The organism is Candidatus Kosakonia sp. 282A-S69, from assembly GCF_029433855.1.
Classification (GTDB): domain Bacteria; phylum Pseudomonadota; class Gammaproteobacteria; order Enterobacterales; family Enterobacteriaceae; genus Kosakonia; species Kosakonia cowanii_A.
In genome coordinates this window covers 2,540,756-2,555,538 of record NZ_JAROAU010000003.1, presented here as the reverse complement: position 1 = coordinate 2,555,538, position 14,783 = coordinate 2,540,756, and the positions used below count along the sequence as shown (strand labels likewise).

The window sequence follows — 14,783 nt, the reverse complement described above, 5'->3', positions numbered from 1 at the left end:
GATTCGCAAATTTATGTGAGTGAGATCACGTAAGATAGCTACAGGAAAGCTGCCGGATAGCCGCATTAATCAGGTTATGCAGCTATTTTGTCGTCTACAAATTAGTGCATTTTTCCATAAAGTTTTTCCCCGCCAGGCCGAAAATCTACTCACTATCTATAAGGAAAGAGAATGATATGTTAACGCGCATTAAAATCGTTACCAGCTTGTTACTGGTATTAGGATTATTTGGCCTTTTACAACTCACCTCCGGCGGATTGTTCTTTAATTCGCTTAAGCAAGACAAAGAAAACTTCACCGTCCTTCAAACCATCCGACAGCAACAATCCACCCTTAACGGCAGTTGGGTTGCCCTGCTGCAAACCCGTAACACCCTGAACCGCGCGGGTATCCGCTACATGATGGATCAGAACAATATCGGCAGCGGCGCAACCGTTCCGGAACTGATGCAGATTGCCAGCACCTCGTTAAAACAGGCGGAAGTGAACTGGAATGCCTACCAGGCATTGCCGCGCGATCCGCGTCAGAGCGAGGAGGCAGCGGCGGAGATCAAGCGTAACTACGATATCTACCACAACGCGCTGGCGGAGCTCATCCAGTTACTGGGCGCAGGCAAGATCAACGAGTTCTTTGATCAGCCGACGCAGAGCTACCAGGATGGGTTCGAGAAGCAGTATGTCTCCTACTTACAGCAGAACGATCGTCTGTATGATGCCGCCGTGGCTGACAGCGAGAGTTCATACGGTTCTGCCATCTGGATCATTATCAGCGTGCTGGTGGTGGTGCTGTTGGTGATTATTGCTGTGTGGGTGGGGATCAAACGTGCGCTTATCGCACCGCTAAACCACCTGATCGACAATATTCGCCATATCGCGGGCGGCGATCTGGGCCAGCGCATTGAAGTGCAGGGCTCCAACGAAATGGGCGTGCTGGCTGACAGCCTGCGTCATATGCAGGGTGAACTGGTGCGCACCGTCAGCGACGTGCGTAATGGCGCTAACGCGATCTACAGCGGTGCCAGCGAAATCTCCGTGGGTAACAACGATCTCTCTTCACGTACTGAACAGCAGGCCGCTTCTCTGGAAGAGACCGCTGCCAGCATGGAGGAGCTGACCGCGACGGTGAAACAGAACGCCGAAAACGCCCGTCAGGCGAGCAACCTCGCGCTGAGCGCGTCGGAAACGGCGCAGAAAGGTGGCAAAGTGGTGGATAACGTGGTGCAGACCATGCGTGATATCACCGCCAGTTCGCAGAAAATCGCTGACATTATCAGCGTGATTGATGGGATTGCCTTCCAGACCAACATCCTGGCGCTCAACGCCGCCGTGGAAGCGGCGCGTGCCGGTGAACAGGGGCGTGGTTTTGCCGTGGTTGCTGGTGAAGTGCGTAACCTGGCCCAGCGCAGTGCCCAGGCGGCGCGTGAAATCAAGAGCCTGATCGAAGACTCTGTTGGACGCGTTGAGGTAGGTTCGACGCTGGTGGAGAGCGCCGGTGAAACGATGGATGAGATCGTGAATGCCGTCACCCGCGTGACCGACATCATGGGCGAAATCGCCTCTGCCTCCGATGAGCAGAGCCGCGGTATCGACCAGGTTGGCCTTGCCGTCGCCGAGATGGATCGTGTGACACAGCAGAATGCCTCGCTGGTGGAAGAGTCTGCTGCCGCGGCGGCGGCGCTGGAAGAGCAGGCCAGCCGTCTGACCGAAGCGGTGGCCGTTTTCCGCCTGATGAACGAGCAGCGCACTGCTGCTGCGAAAACAGCCGGTGGTAACAAAACCGCGCCAGCTGTGGCGCTGCCGCGTAAAGCGGTGGCGACCACCTCTGGCGAAAACTGGGAAACCTTCTAATTTCCCGCTGCGCCCTGCTCTGCAGGGCGCGCTTTTACCCTTCGCGCTTCACCACTTTTATCTCCACCAGACCAATTCCCAGCTGACGCGGCGCGTGACCAAGGATATTCCCTTCGTTGGTCGACTGCGGATCCGGCGGCACAATCACCAGCTTGTTACTGCCTGCACTATTGGTGAAATGCAGCGTGGTGGTGCTCACCTCATGGCCGAGCGTCAGCGTCTGCTCTTCACTGCCGACACGCACCGGAATCGGGCGATTAGCGTTATCGCCAAACGCTTTCGCTGTGATCACCAGATCGAACTGTGGCGGCAACGGCTGCTGATACTCAATGGCCACCTCTTTGCCAAGCTGCGCATTTGACCAGCGCCCCCAGGTTTCCGGGCGTGAGATACCGCTAAACTGTTTCACCTCTTCCGGCGCGCCCGCGACGTTAAAGATAAAGCTGTCGGCTTTATAGCGAATATCATCATCAAGGATCTTCAGCGTATCGACGCTTTTCTGATAGCGGGCAGTGTCGATAACCGACTGTTTAAAGGCTGTTTTTCCCTGCCACTGCGCTTTATCCACGCGCTCTGCCTGCTGTTCGCCGCCCAGTTGACCCTGCGAGACGCACCAGCCGGTTGCAAGGGCGAGTTCAGGCGCCCAGAGCCGCGCCATTTTGTAGCAGCGATCGACCCAGACAAAGTTGTCGCGCGGCGCGAAATCCGCCAGCTGGAAACGCAGCGGCGCGGAGTATTCACTCTCCGGCAACGGCTCGATTTTGTCGGAGACGCGCACCAGCAGCGGCAGGCGGAACTGGCTGCCGGAAAACGTAATCGTCTCCTTCTCTCCGTCGACGGTGAAATCCTTCATCTCTTTAGGGAAGTTCCACAGGCGGATGATATCCGGCTTCCACGCCAGCACCTTCTGCTTCATGTTCAGGAATACGCCGGAAAGGGACTGGCCGGAGAGGCTGCTGCGCCCAAGCCCGAGGAAGTTGTCGCCGCCGAGAATATCAAGCACGGTCGCGCCATTATCCAGCGTGCTACGCCTGATGCCGGAGAGATCCTGCTGCGGAGTGTCGCCACGCAGTACAAAGAAGAGATTGCTGCGATCCTGCTTGTTCAGGTACTTCCAGGCACTGTTGTTCATCGCCAGGTGATCGGAGGAGACCACAATGACCGTCTCTTTGAACCACGGCGAGGCTTTTATCCGGTTAATCAATCTGGCGATATTTTGCTGGCTGCAGGTCACCGCGCTGAAAGAGCGGTTCACTTTGTCGTCATAACGGTAGCTTTTGCGCTCGCAGCCACGGGAGATAAAGCCGTCCGGGTGGTGCGTGTCCACCGTCAGCGCAAACAGGGAGAAGCGCTTACCGGCGCGGGAGAGAGTTTCATACTGCTGCCAGACGGTATCCAGCACCGTATCGTCATAGAAGCCCCAGTCGTTGCGATAGTGGGGATCGGCAACCTGGTTTTTCAGCTCCTCCGCGCCAATCAGATGGTCAAAACCGTGGGATTTCAGGAACACATCTTTACCGGCAAAACGCAGGTTCGCACCCTGAACAAAGTGGTTCTCATACCCGGAGTTTTTCAGGATATCGCCGAGACAGAGGTTTTGCGGAAAGAAGCTGGAGACCGAGGCGGAGGCATTGCCTTCGAAGGGCGCAAAGAGCGGGATACCGCACTGTGAAGAGACCATTCCGGCGATGGTGTAATCGGTGCCCGGCAGCTGTTCGGTATGGCTGAAATCGAGGCTTTCCGCTTTCAGCGCGCCAAGCTCCGGCGTCAGATCGGGAAAAGCCTCCTGATTGAAATAGGTGCGCTCAAGGCTTTCGCCGTAGATGTAGACCAGGTTCAGCTGCGGGTTGGGGATCTGCCTGGCGGGCACTTTGTAATACGCGGCAAAATCGGGATCGCTTTCACGCGTTTGCGACTTCACTAGCTCCGTTATCTGGCGAAACGCCGGGCTGGCATCCACCGAGCCTAAGGCCAGCACCAGAGCCAGCAGGCTGTAACCGAAATGGTGGGGCATATGGCGACGACGGCGCAGCACCCAACTGAGGGCACAAAACACTGCAATCAGCGCCAGCACTAAGCCTGCGCCGGGCAGCAGATACTTACCGATGCCCGCGCCGGTCAGGCTGTTGGTCAGGGTATAGATCACCGCGTCGGTTATGCCGTCGCCGGTAAAGTAGTTACTGGCATAAAGGGTAATGTTTAATAGAACAAAGAGGCCTAATACGAGAAGCGTGGCGCTAAACCACCACCTATTGCGGCCTGCTTTCAGGGCATAAATTGCCACTGAGGCGATAAACAGGACAAGGGAGAGCAATCCGGACAACCGTTATTCCTCAAAAGTGCCAGAGATATTACTGGTCATGAATATTTGTAACGGGAGATATAATTTAATGACGATGTCACCCCCCTGCAATTGTAGTGTCATCTTATCGGTGGTTTATTCAGAATTGGTTTAGAAAGCGGGAAAGGTGATCGCTATCGCACAGCATGAAAGGGAGAAAAATGCCGCGTTGGGGATAACGCGGCGTGAAGCGGCTGATTTTAGTACTCTTTACCTGTGACGCGGCTGCGGTAGCTCTCCCAGTTAAAGATGACCCATAAACTGTTGCCAAGACGCATGCGATCCATCACCCGTTCGCCAAGCAGCTTATTCATTTCGTCCATATTGCTGTTGGTCAGCATGCCGGTCGGGCGCTTTGAGGAGGAGCGGCGATCGACAATCTGATTGATGATCACTTTTTCGTAGCGCGACTCGGTCTGCATACCAATTTCGTCGATCACCAGCAGGTCGACGCTGCTTAAATCGTTCAGCAGCTGCTCTTCACTGCTTTCGCGGTTGCCGAAGGTCTCTTTCATCGCCGACATGATGTCCGCCACGGTGATAATCAGCACCGATTTACCGCGCAGCAGCAGTTCGTTGCAGATGGCGGCGGCAAGATGGTTTTTGCCAGTGCCCGGTTTGCCGGAGAAGATAAAGCTAGCGATATTGCCATCAAACTCTTCGACATACTGTCGCGCCTGGCTTAGCGCGCGCATCTGGCCTTCCGTCTCGACGCGATAGTTGTCAAAAGAGCAGTTTTGATGCAGAGGGCGGATGCCGGAACGGTTAAAGGTGCGCTGCATCTTCATGGCGCGGTTTTCGCGCTCAAGCGCCGCCGAGCGCAGTTCGCCCTGCTGCTTTTGCCAGGCCATCAACTCTTCGCTGTTTTTGAACGCCGGTTCGACGTGAGCCGGGATCATCTTTTGCAGCCGCTTCATCAATTCGCCAACGTTTTTCATCGCTAACCTCGAAAGCCAGGTGGAATGTGGTTGTCCGGTTCAGAGAGCGTGTTGATATCGCGCTTCGCCGCGCCGCTCTGGCTGCTGCGCCCGATTTGCAGGCTGCGCGCCAGCTTCTGCTGCCACTGCACATGGTGGAAGACTTTCCCTTCCGCCTGCCAGTACGCGACAAACGATGCCAGCTCTTCCTGCGAAGGCGGCTGCGTGAGGGCGATGCCCCAGAGCGCGGCCAGGCGCTGAAAATCGGTGTCCGGCTGCCAGCCCGGGTACATAGCAAATTTGCCCATCGGCACGCTCACCGGTGCGGCGGCAGGCTCTTCATAGAATTGCGCATCAAGCGACACATCGCTTGCCGGGCGTGACAGTTGCGCTTCCAGCGCCAGCAGTTGTTCAAGGCGCTCGGCGGTAAGCGCGTAAAACGCGGGGCTGTTATTTGCAAATACGGCGACGGTACCGCCTTCCGCACGCGCCAGTATCGCGGCGTTATCGCGCATAAATTCATCAATGCCGATAACATTCGACGTCAGGATTCTGGAAGACATAACACGTTCTCAAACAGGGTAACGACAGAAAGAGTGGCGGGCGCAGTAGAGGCCGCCGACAGAAAGGCACATAGTAACACAGCGCGCGCAAAGGGGAGCACAGCACGAAAAAAGCCGGGTTACCCCGGCTTTATCATTTCCCAAAAATGCTGGCTAAATAGATGCGTTACGCGATGATATTCAGCGTAACGTCGATGTTGCCACGGGTGGCATTGGAGTAAGGGCAGACGATGTGCGCGGCGTCGACCAGTTTTTTCGCTTCGTCAGCATCCATTCCCGGCAGGTGGATGTTCAGTTTGGCTTCAATACCAAAACCGGTCGGCAGCGGACCGATACCCACTTCACCTTCGATAAAGGCCTCTTTCGGCATGCTGATTTTGTCGCGGCCAGCCACGAACTTCATCGCGCCGAGGAAGCAGGCAGAGTAGCCTGCGGCAAACAGCTGCTCCGGGTTGGTTACTTCACCGCCCGCACCGCCCATCTCTTTCGGCACACCCAGCTTGACGTCGAGGACGCCGTCAGAAGAGGTTGCGCGGCCGTCACGGCCTCCGGTTGCTTTGGCTTTGGCAGTGTAAACAACTTTTTCTAAAGACATGACAGGTTCCTTATTATCTTGAGTGTTTGCTATAAAATAGCGTGCGATTTATTTATTAGCATAAATCCCCGTAAGGGAATTTATACCTGGTGAAACTGTTTGCGAAACTGCTCAAGCTGCTTTTTGACGTCATGCAGCGTCGCATCATCGCAGGCCACCGCGCAGCGTATCGCTTCCGGGATGGCTTTTGCCCGCTGCTGCAGTTCACGGCCGCTTTCGCTCAGGGTAATAACCACCTGGCGTTCATCGTGCCGCGAACGCTGGCGATCGATTAGCCCGGCGCTTTGCAGGCGCTTTAACAGCGGCGTCAGCGTGGCGGAGTCGAGGAACAGACGCTCGCCAATCTCCGACACGGTAATATCATCTTTCTCCCACAGCACCAGCATGACCAGATACTGCGGGTAGGTCAGGTTCATCGGCGTTAACAACTGCCGATAGAGCTTATGCAGCGCCAGGTTTGTTGAGTAGAGAGCAAAACAAAACTGGTTATCTAACGCGAGCTGCCCGGTCGCAGTGGAGCTTGTGTTTTTCTTCATGGTTTTGAATATAGATAGTGTGCGATTTAATTGCAAGGTATTTTTATGCCGCTCAAACACGCGGGCGTCTACGGTAGATCCATAACCCCGGCAGCGATAGACCAATCGACAGCGCACCAACGATCGAGCAGGCCTTCAGAAAGTTGGTCAACAGCAGGATCATTAAAGCCTCACTGTAGCCGACGTGGCTAATTTTTACCGCCGAGATCATCGCCGTATAGGCTGAAATCCCCGGAAACATAGGAATGACCGCCGCCACAGTAAAGACCTTCGGGTGCGCCAGATACCAGCGTGACCAGCGGATCCCGATGCACCCTACCAGCATTGAGGCGACAAACGTCGACCATTCGATATTAAAACCCCAGTGCATCATGGCAAAACGCGAGCCGTGACCGATGGCGCCCAGCAGCGCACACCAGCGCAGCGCACGGTGAGGGACGTTGAACACCATCGCAAAGCCGACCGCCGGAATGGCGGCCAGCAGCATATCTTGTGCCAGTGCGTAGAAGAACGAGATTATACCCATCCGCGTAGCCCCCAGAGTGTCATTGCCATGACCACGCCGATACAGGTCGCGAGCGTTAACAGGCTGGCAATCGCCCAGCGCGCCAGCCCGGTATTAATATGTCCTTTAAACATGTCGGCGACGGCATTGATCAGCGGAAAACCCGGCACCAGCAGCAGCACGCTGGCGGCCATCGCGACCGTTGAGGCGTGCAAAAAAGCGGGCAGGGTGAGCATCAGCCCGGAGACGGTTGTGGCGACAAAAGCGGTAATGCAGAAGTTGATTTGCGGATGCATATGCCGCCCGGCAAGCTGCAGGCGAACATACATCGCAATGCTGCTGGCGCAAAAGGTGATAAACGCACCGTCCCAGCCGCCGCGATTGAGCTTGCAGAAACAGGCGCAGGAGAGCCCGACCATCAGCGTCACCAGCCAGCGCGGATAGCGCAACGGTTTTACCTGGGCGAAGCGCTTCTCAACGTCATGGAGATCCAGCAGCTTATGCTCGGCGAGGATCACGATATGTTGCACCTCCGTCACCACATGCATATTGATGCCGCGATCGCTGCTTTTGCGCGTCGAGGTCAGACAGTGGCCATCTTTAATGGTGGTTAGCACAATGGCATTCGAGGAGATGAGGCTCTCAACGCTGTCCATGCCGAGCGCTCTCCCCAGACGGGTCGGCAGCTCATCTACCAGCGCACTCTCTGCGCCGTGCTGGAGTAAAAAAAGGCCGCACTGAATACACAAGCGCGTAATGGTTCGCTGCGTTGAGTGGTCTGTTTCCATGCTTGCCCTGGTTATCTGGTCACGCCGCTCGCAACCGGGGAGCGGAACATCTCTTTTTAGCACAACAGCGGGGGAGGCTGGCGCTAACGCAGATCAAGAAGTGTGCAATAAAGTCAGGTAATAATTTTCTCTTGAGTATTCGCCAATCCAATATTTTTAAGAGTTTTATTAAAAAGGCTCTGTTAATGGCGGCGACATATTACGGATAATCCTGGTTAGCGTTAATGTTCTTACATTAACCCTCGCTTTAAATATTTATTAAAGTTATTGGTTTTTTATTATCTATATCCAATGTGATTGTTTTATTTTAATTATTTTATTTTTAATAAGGCACTAAGTATTTGAAGAGTCGTTGTGCTATGTTGTCACGCACGTTGGCAATATTATGATTTTAAATATTTATATTAAATTGCTAATCATAAATTCCAACAATTCTTATAACGGCTGGTTCGGAACATTATTGTCAATTTACGCATTATTGGTACCGATTGAGTAAATACTCATAACGAGGATTGATAGAAAGCGCAAATGGAAGCGGAGGTTTTTATGCTATCACCAGGCGACAATCACGGGATTATTATTAGCCAGGCTCCCGTACTTAGGGCCGGCATTGGCAGCATATTTGAGCATCATTTTCCTGAGTACCCGGTAACGCATTACACCACGATAGAGGAGGTCACGCTGCCGCAGTTAGCGGATAGCAGCTTGGTTATCATTGATTTCTCAGGTGGGCTGCGGTCTGCGCAGCAGCGCTGTGAACACTACTACACCTTGATCTCACAATGCGATAAAACGCGCTGGCTCTTCTTTATTTCTCCGGAATTTTATCCTGACGCGGTGGACTTTTTGATCCAGCCGCAAACTATGCTGCTCGCCGATATTGAGCCGATCGAGAGCGTGGTTAATGCGGTACGGGGCGGAGACGAAAATGCTCCGAAAGTGAGTTCGACGCTACTTTCTGCGGTACGACAGCACTGTGCGGAGACGCCAGCGCCGCGAAAATTACTCACCTTCTCTGAAAGGAAAGTGTTACGTCTTCTTGGAAAAGGATGGGGAATAAACCAAATCGCCATGTTGCTCAAAAAAAGTAACAAAACCGTCAGCGCGCAGAAAAATAGCGCAATGCGACGTTTGTCGCTACGCAGTAATGCAGATTTGTACACATGGATTAATAGCCATCAGGGTATGAAAGAGCTGAATTTAGGATCAGCATATGGAGACCATAATGAATGGAAAACATTAGCCAAGCGGGACATGTAGCCATCATTGAAAAATGCATGATGAGTCGGGAAGGGTTGCAGAGTTTATTCAGCGATCCCGTTTTTGCAAACTACTCTTTTCATTTTTTTAAGGATCATATTGCGTTTCGGCAGGCATTAAAAAAGTCCGCCTATTTCTCGGTCATCTATTCGCTTTTCGGTCAGCGTAAAGAGCGGCGCGAATGCCTGATGTGTCTGCATCTGCTTTCGCTCTCCTGCCCGGATGTTCAACGCATTGTGCTGGCGGGGGATGACAGAGAAGCGCGGCTGGTGGGACACCTCTCTCCGTCGCGCCTGCACGGCATCTTAAGTAAATCATCAGAGCTGCCGGTGCTGCTTGAACAACTCACCACGCTGCTTGGTGAAACCCGGCGGGTTAACGAGAACATGATCAATCATGGCTACGTCAGCCAGTTTCGTATGCTAAGCCCAACCGAAAGGGAGATTTTGCACTATATGACGCGGGGCTTTTCCATTGCGGAGATCGCCTCGCAGCTCGACCGCAATGTGAAAACCATCCGCGCGCACAAATTCAATGCGATGACAAAATTGGGCGTAACCTCCGACGTCGGTTTACTTGATGCCGCAGATATTCTGACCTGGATTCCGCCCAGTACCCGGGCGGCATCAGAGCTGATGTAACGCTCACTTCATTGCGCGTAAGCGCCAGGACCGGGCCTGGCGCAGCGACACTACAAGCAAACGTCAATCCACTTTGCGGACGTCAGCGCCGCCATGCGTTCCGGTGAAATACGGACCGCGCTGTGAATCGCGCCAGCGGCCGGTAACACTTCCTGATACTGTTTGAGCGAGACATCGCAATAGACCGCCAGCGGCGTTTCCAGCCCAAAAGGGCAGACGCCACCGACCGGATGGCCGGTAATCGTGACTACTTCATCGCTGCTCAGCATCCGCGCTTTGGCACCAAAGGTGTTTTTCAGTTTTTTGTTATCAAGCCGGGCATCACCTTTCGCGACAACCAGAATGACCTCGTTTTTCACCTTTAACGATAGCGTCTTGGCGATCTGGCCCGGCTCGACGCGATGGGCCGCGGCCGCCAGCGCAACGGTTGCTGTACTTTGATTGAGTTCAATAATATCGATATCAGGGGCGTTATCGGCAAAGAATTGCCGCACGGACTGCAAACTCATGATGTTCTCCTGGGAAAGACCGCAGCTAATCTGTCACAAGCGAGTTATCTCTGTAAATAATCCATCATGACAAACCGCTTACATTACGTTTCTCGATCCCCTTCACAATCGCGGAAACCGGTTACATGAACCTGTTGCAGTGTTCTCAGGGCAGGTTAATACTCATTTTGTCACTCCCCTGACCCTAAAATAAAAAGAGCCTCATATGAAGCCTACGCTACTCAGTTGTGATGCTGTTCTGCCAGACAGCATGGTTTCAACCATCCGAAACCGATCGCGGCACGGCTGCACCGCTGCTGTTGTCATTACCTTGCAACTCTGACAGGAGATCGACGATGTCTGCTAACCATGCTGCGTTTAATCTTATCTTTCGGTTTATTGAAAACTACGTCAGCCCGATAGCCGGGCGTATCTCTTCCCAGCGCCACGTGATGGCCATCCGCGACGGCTTTATCTCCGCGATGCCCTTCATGATTGTCGGTTCATTTTTACTGGTGTTTGCTTATCCCCCTTTTTCGCCGGATACCACATGGGGTTTTGCCCGCGCCTGGCTGGATCTGGCGAAGCAGTATGAAGGGCGGATCCTTACACCGTTTGATATGACGATGGGGATCATGTCGATCTACATATGCGCCGCTATCGCCTATAACCTCGGCAAGCACTATGCGAAGACATATCAGCTCGATCCCTTTATGTGCGCGATGCTGTCGCTGATGGCGTTTTTACTCGTCGCCGCGCCGAAAACCAGCGGCACGCTGCCGGTGGACAGCCTGGGTGGCACCGGCATTTTCACCGCAATCCTTGTCGCAATCTACTGCGTGGAGATGATGCGTTTTCTGAAGGCGCACAATATTGGCATCCGCTTGCCGGACCAGGTGCCGCCGATGATCAAGAACTCCTTCGATCTGCTGATTCCGGTGCTGGTGGTGGTGCTGACGCTCTATCCGCTCAGCCTGCTGATTCAGTCGCAGTTCAATATGTTGATCCCACAGGCGATCATGGCGCTGTTTAAACCGCTGGTGTCGGCGGCGGACTCTCTTCCTGCGATCCTGCTGGCGGTGATTATTGGGCATCTGCTCTGGTTTGCCGGTATCCACGGCGCAGCGATTGTCTCCGGCATGCTGCAGATGTTCTGGTTGACCAACCTGGGTATTAACCAGAGCGCGCTGGCACAAAGCGCGCCGCTGCCGCATATCTTTATGGAGGCGTTCTGGACCTTCTTTATTGTGATCGGTGGGTCGGGTGCGACCATGGGGCTGGTGTTCTGCTACCTACGCAGCCGCTCGGTTCATTTACGTTCTATTGGCCGTCTCAGCGTTGTGCCAAGCCTGTTTAACATCAATGAACCGGTAATTTTCGGTACGCCCATCGTGATGAACCCGGTATTTTTTATCCCCTTCCTGCTGGCACCGACGCTCAACGCGATCATTGCCTGGGCGGTGATGAAGATGGATCTGATTGGGCGCGTGATTTCGGTTGTGCCGTGGACCGCACCCGCACCGATTGGCGCAGCGTGGGCATTAGGCTGGGATTTCCGCGCCGCTGTGCTGGTGCTGCTCCTCGCCGCGATTTCCGCAGTTATCTACTACCCCTTCTTCAAGGTGTATGAGAAGCAGCTGCTGGAGCAGGAGGCGGAAGAGGCGCGTCGCGCAGAAGAGGAAAATCGACAGGTTGCCTGATACAAAAAGGGGCGAATGATCGCCCCTTTTCTGTTCCTGCGTATAACGTTATTTCAGCGTACAGTCGCCGCACTGCTGAACATCCGGCAGGCGATAGCGCTGGCAGCATGTCCGGCGTACCAGCGCGCCGTCGCGCAGTACCACCGTGCGCCATAGTGGGTTGTCGCTACCGTCGGCAAGCGTTTTTTCGAAAAAGCAGGTCTGGCGCAGGGCGGCCAGCCGGGCTTCGCCGATAAGCGGCATCATCTCGCCCAGATACCAGTTAATCAGGTAACCGGTGTTGCTCCAGATAAGTTTGCCATTGATATCGCCTGTCGCTTCCAGCGCCTTGATAACGGGCTGGATGGTATGAGTGACCAGAGCGGCAATACGTTCGGCATCACTTTTCAGCGTCAGGCTGTGATCCTGTTGAACATCGATCCAGAAGCAGGCGGCGCGCCCGCTTTCGTGAAATTCAACGTGGAAGTTATCGGGATCTAAATCCAGCGCGCTCTTTTGCGTTAACAGCGTCAGTAACAGCGGAGGCACCATCAAGCCGAGATACCATTGCGCCCATAATGAGAGTAGTGGCTTGCTTTCACGCGGCTGAGTGGGATTGTTACGGTAGATATGGTCGGAGTAGGTGGCAATAAGTGAGCTTAATGCCGTCGGGCGCGACCATTCCGCCAGTGTCATTGCCTGATGGGGAGCCGCTTCGTTAAGGCGCAGAAAATCGAGCAGATGGGCCCGCGTGCTGGCAATAGCTTCACGCATGGCAGTAGCCAGCGAGTCGCGCTCATCATAAAGCGGACTTTGCCAGATAACATGTTGCGTAATCGATGCGGTACGGTATGCCATAGCCCCAGCTGGAGAAGGAATCTAAATGATAATGATTGCCAATCCTATCCAGAGGTTAAACCGATAGCAAGATGTTTATCGTAAAGTTAGCGCCAGCGCACGTCAGGCGAGCTGTAAGTCTCCGCTGACCAGAATATTGTTGCGACCTAAATTTTTGGCTTCATACAGCGCCTTATCGGCCTGCGTCAGGGCCGCATCAATATCGTTATTCTGCAACGGCGCAATACCAATACTGACGGTGACATTCGTGGCGACACTCTCGTTAAACATGTGGGGGATCTTCAAATCGTAAACCCGCTGGCGGATATGTTCTGCGGCCAGCCGCGCCTGCTCCTGATCGATATTGTTTAATAAAATCATGAACTCTTCGCCGCCGAAGCGCGCCACAATATCCCGTGAGCGCACCGCGTCGCGGAGCGCAGCCGAGACGCGAATAAGCGCCTGATCGCCCATCATGTGCCCGTAATGGTCGTTATAGGCCTTGAAGTGATCGATATCCAACAGCAAAACAAAGCGGCTGCTGTCATCGACGGCAAGGAGGTTATCAAGCTTATGCTGCAATCCACGGCGGTTATAGAGACCGGTGAGCGGGTCAAGCATGCTCAGGTCGTTCAGCGTTTTCCGCTCCTGCATTAACCGCTGCATCAAGGCGCGGGCGAAATTATCGTTGCGCTTCTGAATAGCATGCTGAATGGCAATCCCGACCACGGGCAGAGAGAAGCTATAGATGAGGCGCATACAGCTCTCCGATTCATTCAGCCACAAGCTGGTCACAAAAAGCGGTAGGGAGTGGAGCAGGAAGGCGATGACATTATTGGAGAAGGCGATAGTGCCGATAAACAGAACGCTAAGCAGCGCCACCAGCAGGTAGGCCGAAGCATCATCTCCTATCAGTTTTGCTTTAAGTACAACATGCCACGCCCACAAGCAGCCAAAGAGGAGTGAGATCAGTGTGATGTTGATTTTGCTTCTGGGGTAAAATTTGTGCCACGCGGGCAACACCGCGCTGAGCAGGAAGATCGCGCCAACCGGCAGGGTTACGGCGTGCAGATTATAGAGCGGCACCACCATAGAAAAGAGTGCTGAAATGGCGTTGAGCAGTAAAAAGAGACGTAGGGACAATCGATATCTCTTATTACAAAGAGATTGCCATGTTTGTGATGTCATACCTATAAGTCGTATTTATCCGCAGATTTTCAGTGCGTTATGAGTCATTAAATAAAGTTGCGCGACTAAATCGTCATCGCGAAATATTAGTAATAAGAATTTTTATTTAAGCGGTGCTTAATTTATCACCTTACTCAATGACTGTCATTAGAAGATGCAGAATCTTAAGACTGTGCGAACGCGCTGACAGATGAGAAATTTTATCATATGATATTGGTTATCATTCGTGATTAAAGAGATGAAACCATGCTGCAGCGCGCGTTGGGAAGTCGTTGGGGGATCGTTTTTCCGGGCATGATTGTAGCCGCATTAGTGCTGGCAGACCTGTCGGTGAACAGCTGGCGCGCGGTGATTTTACTGGGTTTATTATTGACGCCAGTAATGCTTTACCACAAACGTTTACGTCATTACGTTCTGTTGCCATCAAGCATTGCTTTGATCGGCGGCGTTATTTTGCTGCTGCTGAATTTGAAAACGGTGTTGTAACAGAGGGGGGAACGAAGAGGAGGGAGCAAGATATCTGGTGCGAGGGGGGGGACTTGAACCCCCACGTCCGTAAGGACACTAACACCTGAAGCTAGCGCGTCTACCAATTCCG

General features: G+C 53.6%; 15 protein-coding genes. 5 read left to right on the top strand and 10 right to left on the bottom strand.

The genetic code is table 11. The annotated features are described in order from the left end of the window. Nucleotides 1-176 precede the first annotated feature (176 nt). Nucleotides 177-1,847 carry a methyl-accepting chemotaxis protein gene (gene tsr, locus PU683_RS17765; protein WP_277173811.1) on the top strand — a complete coding sequence of 557 codons (1,671 nt, stop codon included), beginning with the start codon at nt 177-179 and terminating at the stop codon, nt 1,845-1,847. A 34-nt stretch (nt 1,848-1,881) separates the two neighbouring features. Here the strand turns inward: tsr and opgB are convergent, their stop codons facing one another. From opgB to PU683_RS17730, 7 genes are all read right to left on the bottom strand, one after another. Beyond that, the gene (gene opgB, locus PU683_RS17760; protein WP_277173809.1) at nt 1,882-4,170 is read right to left on the bottom strand and encodes a phosphatidylglycerol--membrane-oligosaccharide glycerophosphotransferase; all 2,289 of its coding nucleotides are present in this window, start codon (nt 4,168-4,170) and stop codon (nt 1,882-1,884) included. Between the two features lie 218 nt (nt 4,171-4,388). Then, nucleotides 4,389-5,126, bottom strand: coding sequence for a replicative helicase loader DnaC (gene dnaC / locus PU683_RS17755; RefSeq protein ID WP_277173807.1), 738 nt, complete (start codon nt 5,124-5,126; stop codon nt 4,389-4,391). Between the two features lie 2 nt (nt 5,127-5,128). Further along, nucleotides 5,129-5,668, bottom strand: coding sequence for a primosomal protein DnaT (gene dnaT, locus PU683_RS17750; protein WP_277173806.1), 540 nt, complete (start codon nt 5,666-5,668; stop codon nt 5,129-5,131). Nucleotides 5,669-5,834: 166 nt separating this feature from the next. Further along, complete coding sequence (locus PU683_RS17745; protein WP_042715761.1) at nt 5,835-6,263, bottom strand: organic hydroperoxide resistance protein; 429 nt, start codon at nt 6,261-6,263, stop codon at nt 5,835-5,837. Nucleotides 6,264-6,343: 80 nt separating this feature from the next. Further along, a complete protein-coding gene (locus PU683_RS17740) occupies nt 6,344-6,799 on the bottom strand; it encodes a MarR family winged helix-turn-helix transcriptional regulator (RefSeq protein WP_277173802.1) in 456 nt (151 codons plus the stop codon). 52 nt (nt 6,800-6,851) lie between these two features. Beyond that, a complete protein-coding gene (locus tag PU683_RS17735) occupies nt 6,852-7,325 on the bottom strand; it encodes a threonine/serine exporter (RefSeq protein WP_277173800.1) in 474 nt (157 codons plus the stop codon). Continuing rightward, a complete protein-coding gene (locus PU683_RS17730; protein WP_277173798.1) occupies nt 7,316-8,092 on the bottom strand; it encodes a threonine/serine exporter family protein in 777 nt (258 codons plus the stop codon). Before PU683_RS17730 ends, PU683_RS17735 begins: the two co-directional genes overlap by 10 nt. Nucleotides 8,093-8,620: 528 nt before the next feature. Here PU683_RS17730 and PU683_RS17725 point away from each other — a divergent pair. Both PU683_RS17725 and bglJ read left to right on the top strand, forming a co-directional pair. Further along, the gene (locus tag PU683_RS17725; protein ID WP_277173795.1) at nt 8,621-9,352 is read left to right on the top strand and encodes a LuxR C-terminal-related transcriptional regulator; all 732 of its coding nucleotides are present in this window, start codon (nt 8,621-8,623) and stop codon (nt 9,350-9,352) included. Between the two features lie 20 nt (nt 9,353-9,372). Continuing rightward, on the top strand, nt 9,373-9,993 hold the full coding sequence (gene bglJ, locus PU683_RS17720; RefSeq protein WP_277174325.1) for a DNA-binding transcriptional activator BglJ: 621 nt from the start codon (nt 9,373-9,375) through the stop codon (nt 9,991-9,993). Nucleotides 9,994-10,043: 50 nt separating this feature from the next. Here bglJ and PU683_RS17715 read toward each other — a convergent pair whose 3' ends face one another. After that, entirely contained in the window at nt 10,044-10,502 is a 459-nt protein-coding gene (locus PU683_RS17715; RefSeq protein ID WP_277173794.1) for a YbaK/EbsC family protein, read from the bottom strand. 335 nt (nt 10,503-10,837) lie between these two features. On the opposite strand from PU683_RS17715, the gene PU683_RS17710 reads away from it, so the two are divergent. Beyond that, complete coding sequence (locus PU683_RS17710) at nt 10,838-12,181, top strand: PTS sugar transporter subunit IIC (RefSeq protein ID WP_277173792.1); 1,344 nt, start codon at nt 10,838-10,840, stop codon at nt 12,179-12,181. Between the two features lie 48 nt (nt 12,182-12,229). On the opposite strand, the gene fhuF is transcribed toward PU683_RS17710, so the two are convergent. Both fhuF and PU683_RS17700 read right to left on the bottom strand, forming a co-directional pair. Continuing rightward, nucleotides 12,230-13,018, bottom strand: a complete 789-nt coding sequence (gene fhuF / locus PU683_RS17705) for a siderophore-iron reductase FhuF (protein ID WP_277173790.1) — start codon at nt 13,016-13,018, stop codon at nt 12,230-12,232. A 102-nt stretch (nt 13,019-13,120) separates the two neighbouring features. Continuing rightward, a complete protein-coding gene (locus PU683_RS17700) occupies nt 13,121-14,185 on the bottom strand; it encodes a GGDEF domain-containing protein (RefSeq protein ID WP_277173788.1) in 1,065 nt (354 codons plus the stop codon). A 246-nt stretch (nt 14,186-14,431) separates the two neighbouring features. Between PU683_RS17700 and PU683_RS17695 the strand changes: the two genes are divergently transcribed. After that, complete coding sequence (locus tag PU683_RS17695; RefSeq protein WP_277173786.1) at nt 14,432-14,671, top strand: DUF1435 domain-containing protein; 240 nt, start codon at nt 14,432-14,434, stop codon at nt 14,669-14,671. The last annotated feature ends 112 nt before the right edge of the window (nt 14,672-14,783 follow it).

Coding starts and splice junctions, on each gene's coding strand:
- tsr (WP_277173811.1), top strand. CDS start 177: ATGTTAACGCGCATTAAAATCGTTACCAGCTTGTTACTGGTATTAGGA.
- dnaT (WP_277173806.1), bottom strand. CDS start 5,668: ATGTCTTCCAGAATCCTGACGTCGAATGTTATCGGCATTGATGAATTT.
- PU683_RS17740 (WP_277173802.1), bottom strand. CDS start 6,799: ATGAAGAAAAACACAAGCTCCACTGCGACCGGGCAGCTCGCGTTAGAT.
- PU683_RS17695 (WP_277173786.1), top strand. CDS start 14,432: ATGCTGCAGCGCGCGTTGGGAAGTCGTTGGGGGATCGTTTTTCCGGGC.
- bglJ (WP_277174325.1), top strand. CDS start 9,373: ATGAGTCGGGAAGGGTTGCAGAGTTTATTCAGCGATCCCGTTTTTGCA.
- PU683_RS17745 (WP_042715761.1), bottom strand. CDS start 6,263: ATGTCTTTAGAAAAAGTTGTTTACACTGCCAAAGCCAAAGCAACCGGA.
- PU683_RS17715 (WP_277173794.1), bottom strand. CDS start 10,502: ATGAGTTTGCAGTCCGTGCGGCAATTCTTTGCCGATAACGCCCCTGAT.
- PU683_RS17730 (WP_277173798.1), bottom strand. CDS start 8,092: ATGGAAACAGACCACTCAACGCAGCGAACCATTACGCGCTTGTGTATT.
- fhuF (WP_277173790.1), bottom strand. CDS start 13,018: ATGGCATACCGTACCGCATCGATTACGCAACATGTTATCTGGCAAAGT.
- PU683_RS17735 (WP_277173800.1), bottom strand. CDS start 7,325: ATGGGTATAATCTCGTTCTTCTACGCACTGGCACAAGATATGCTGCTG.
- dnaC (WP_277173807.1), bottom strand. CDS start 5,126: ATGAAAAACGTTGGCGAATTGATGAAGCGGCTGCAAAAGATGATCCCG.
- PU683_RS17710 (WP_277173792.1), top strand. CDS start 10,838: ATGTCTGCTAACCATGCTGCGTTTAATCTTATCTTTCGGTTTATTGAA.
- PU683_RS17700 (WP_277173788.1), bottom strand. CDS start 14,185: ATGACATCACAAACATGGCAATCTCTTTGTAATAAGAGATATCGATTG.
- PU683_RS17725 (WP_277173795.1), top strand. CDS start 8,621: ATGGAAGCGGAGGTTTTTATGCTATCACCAGGCGACAATCACGGGATT.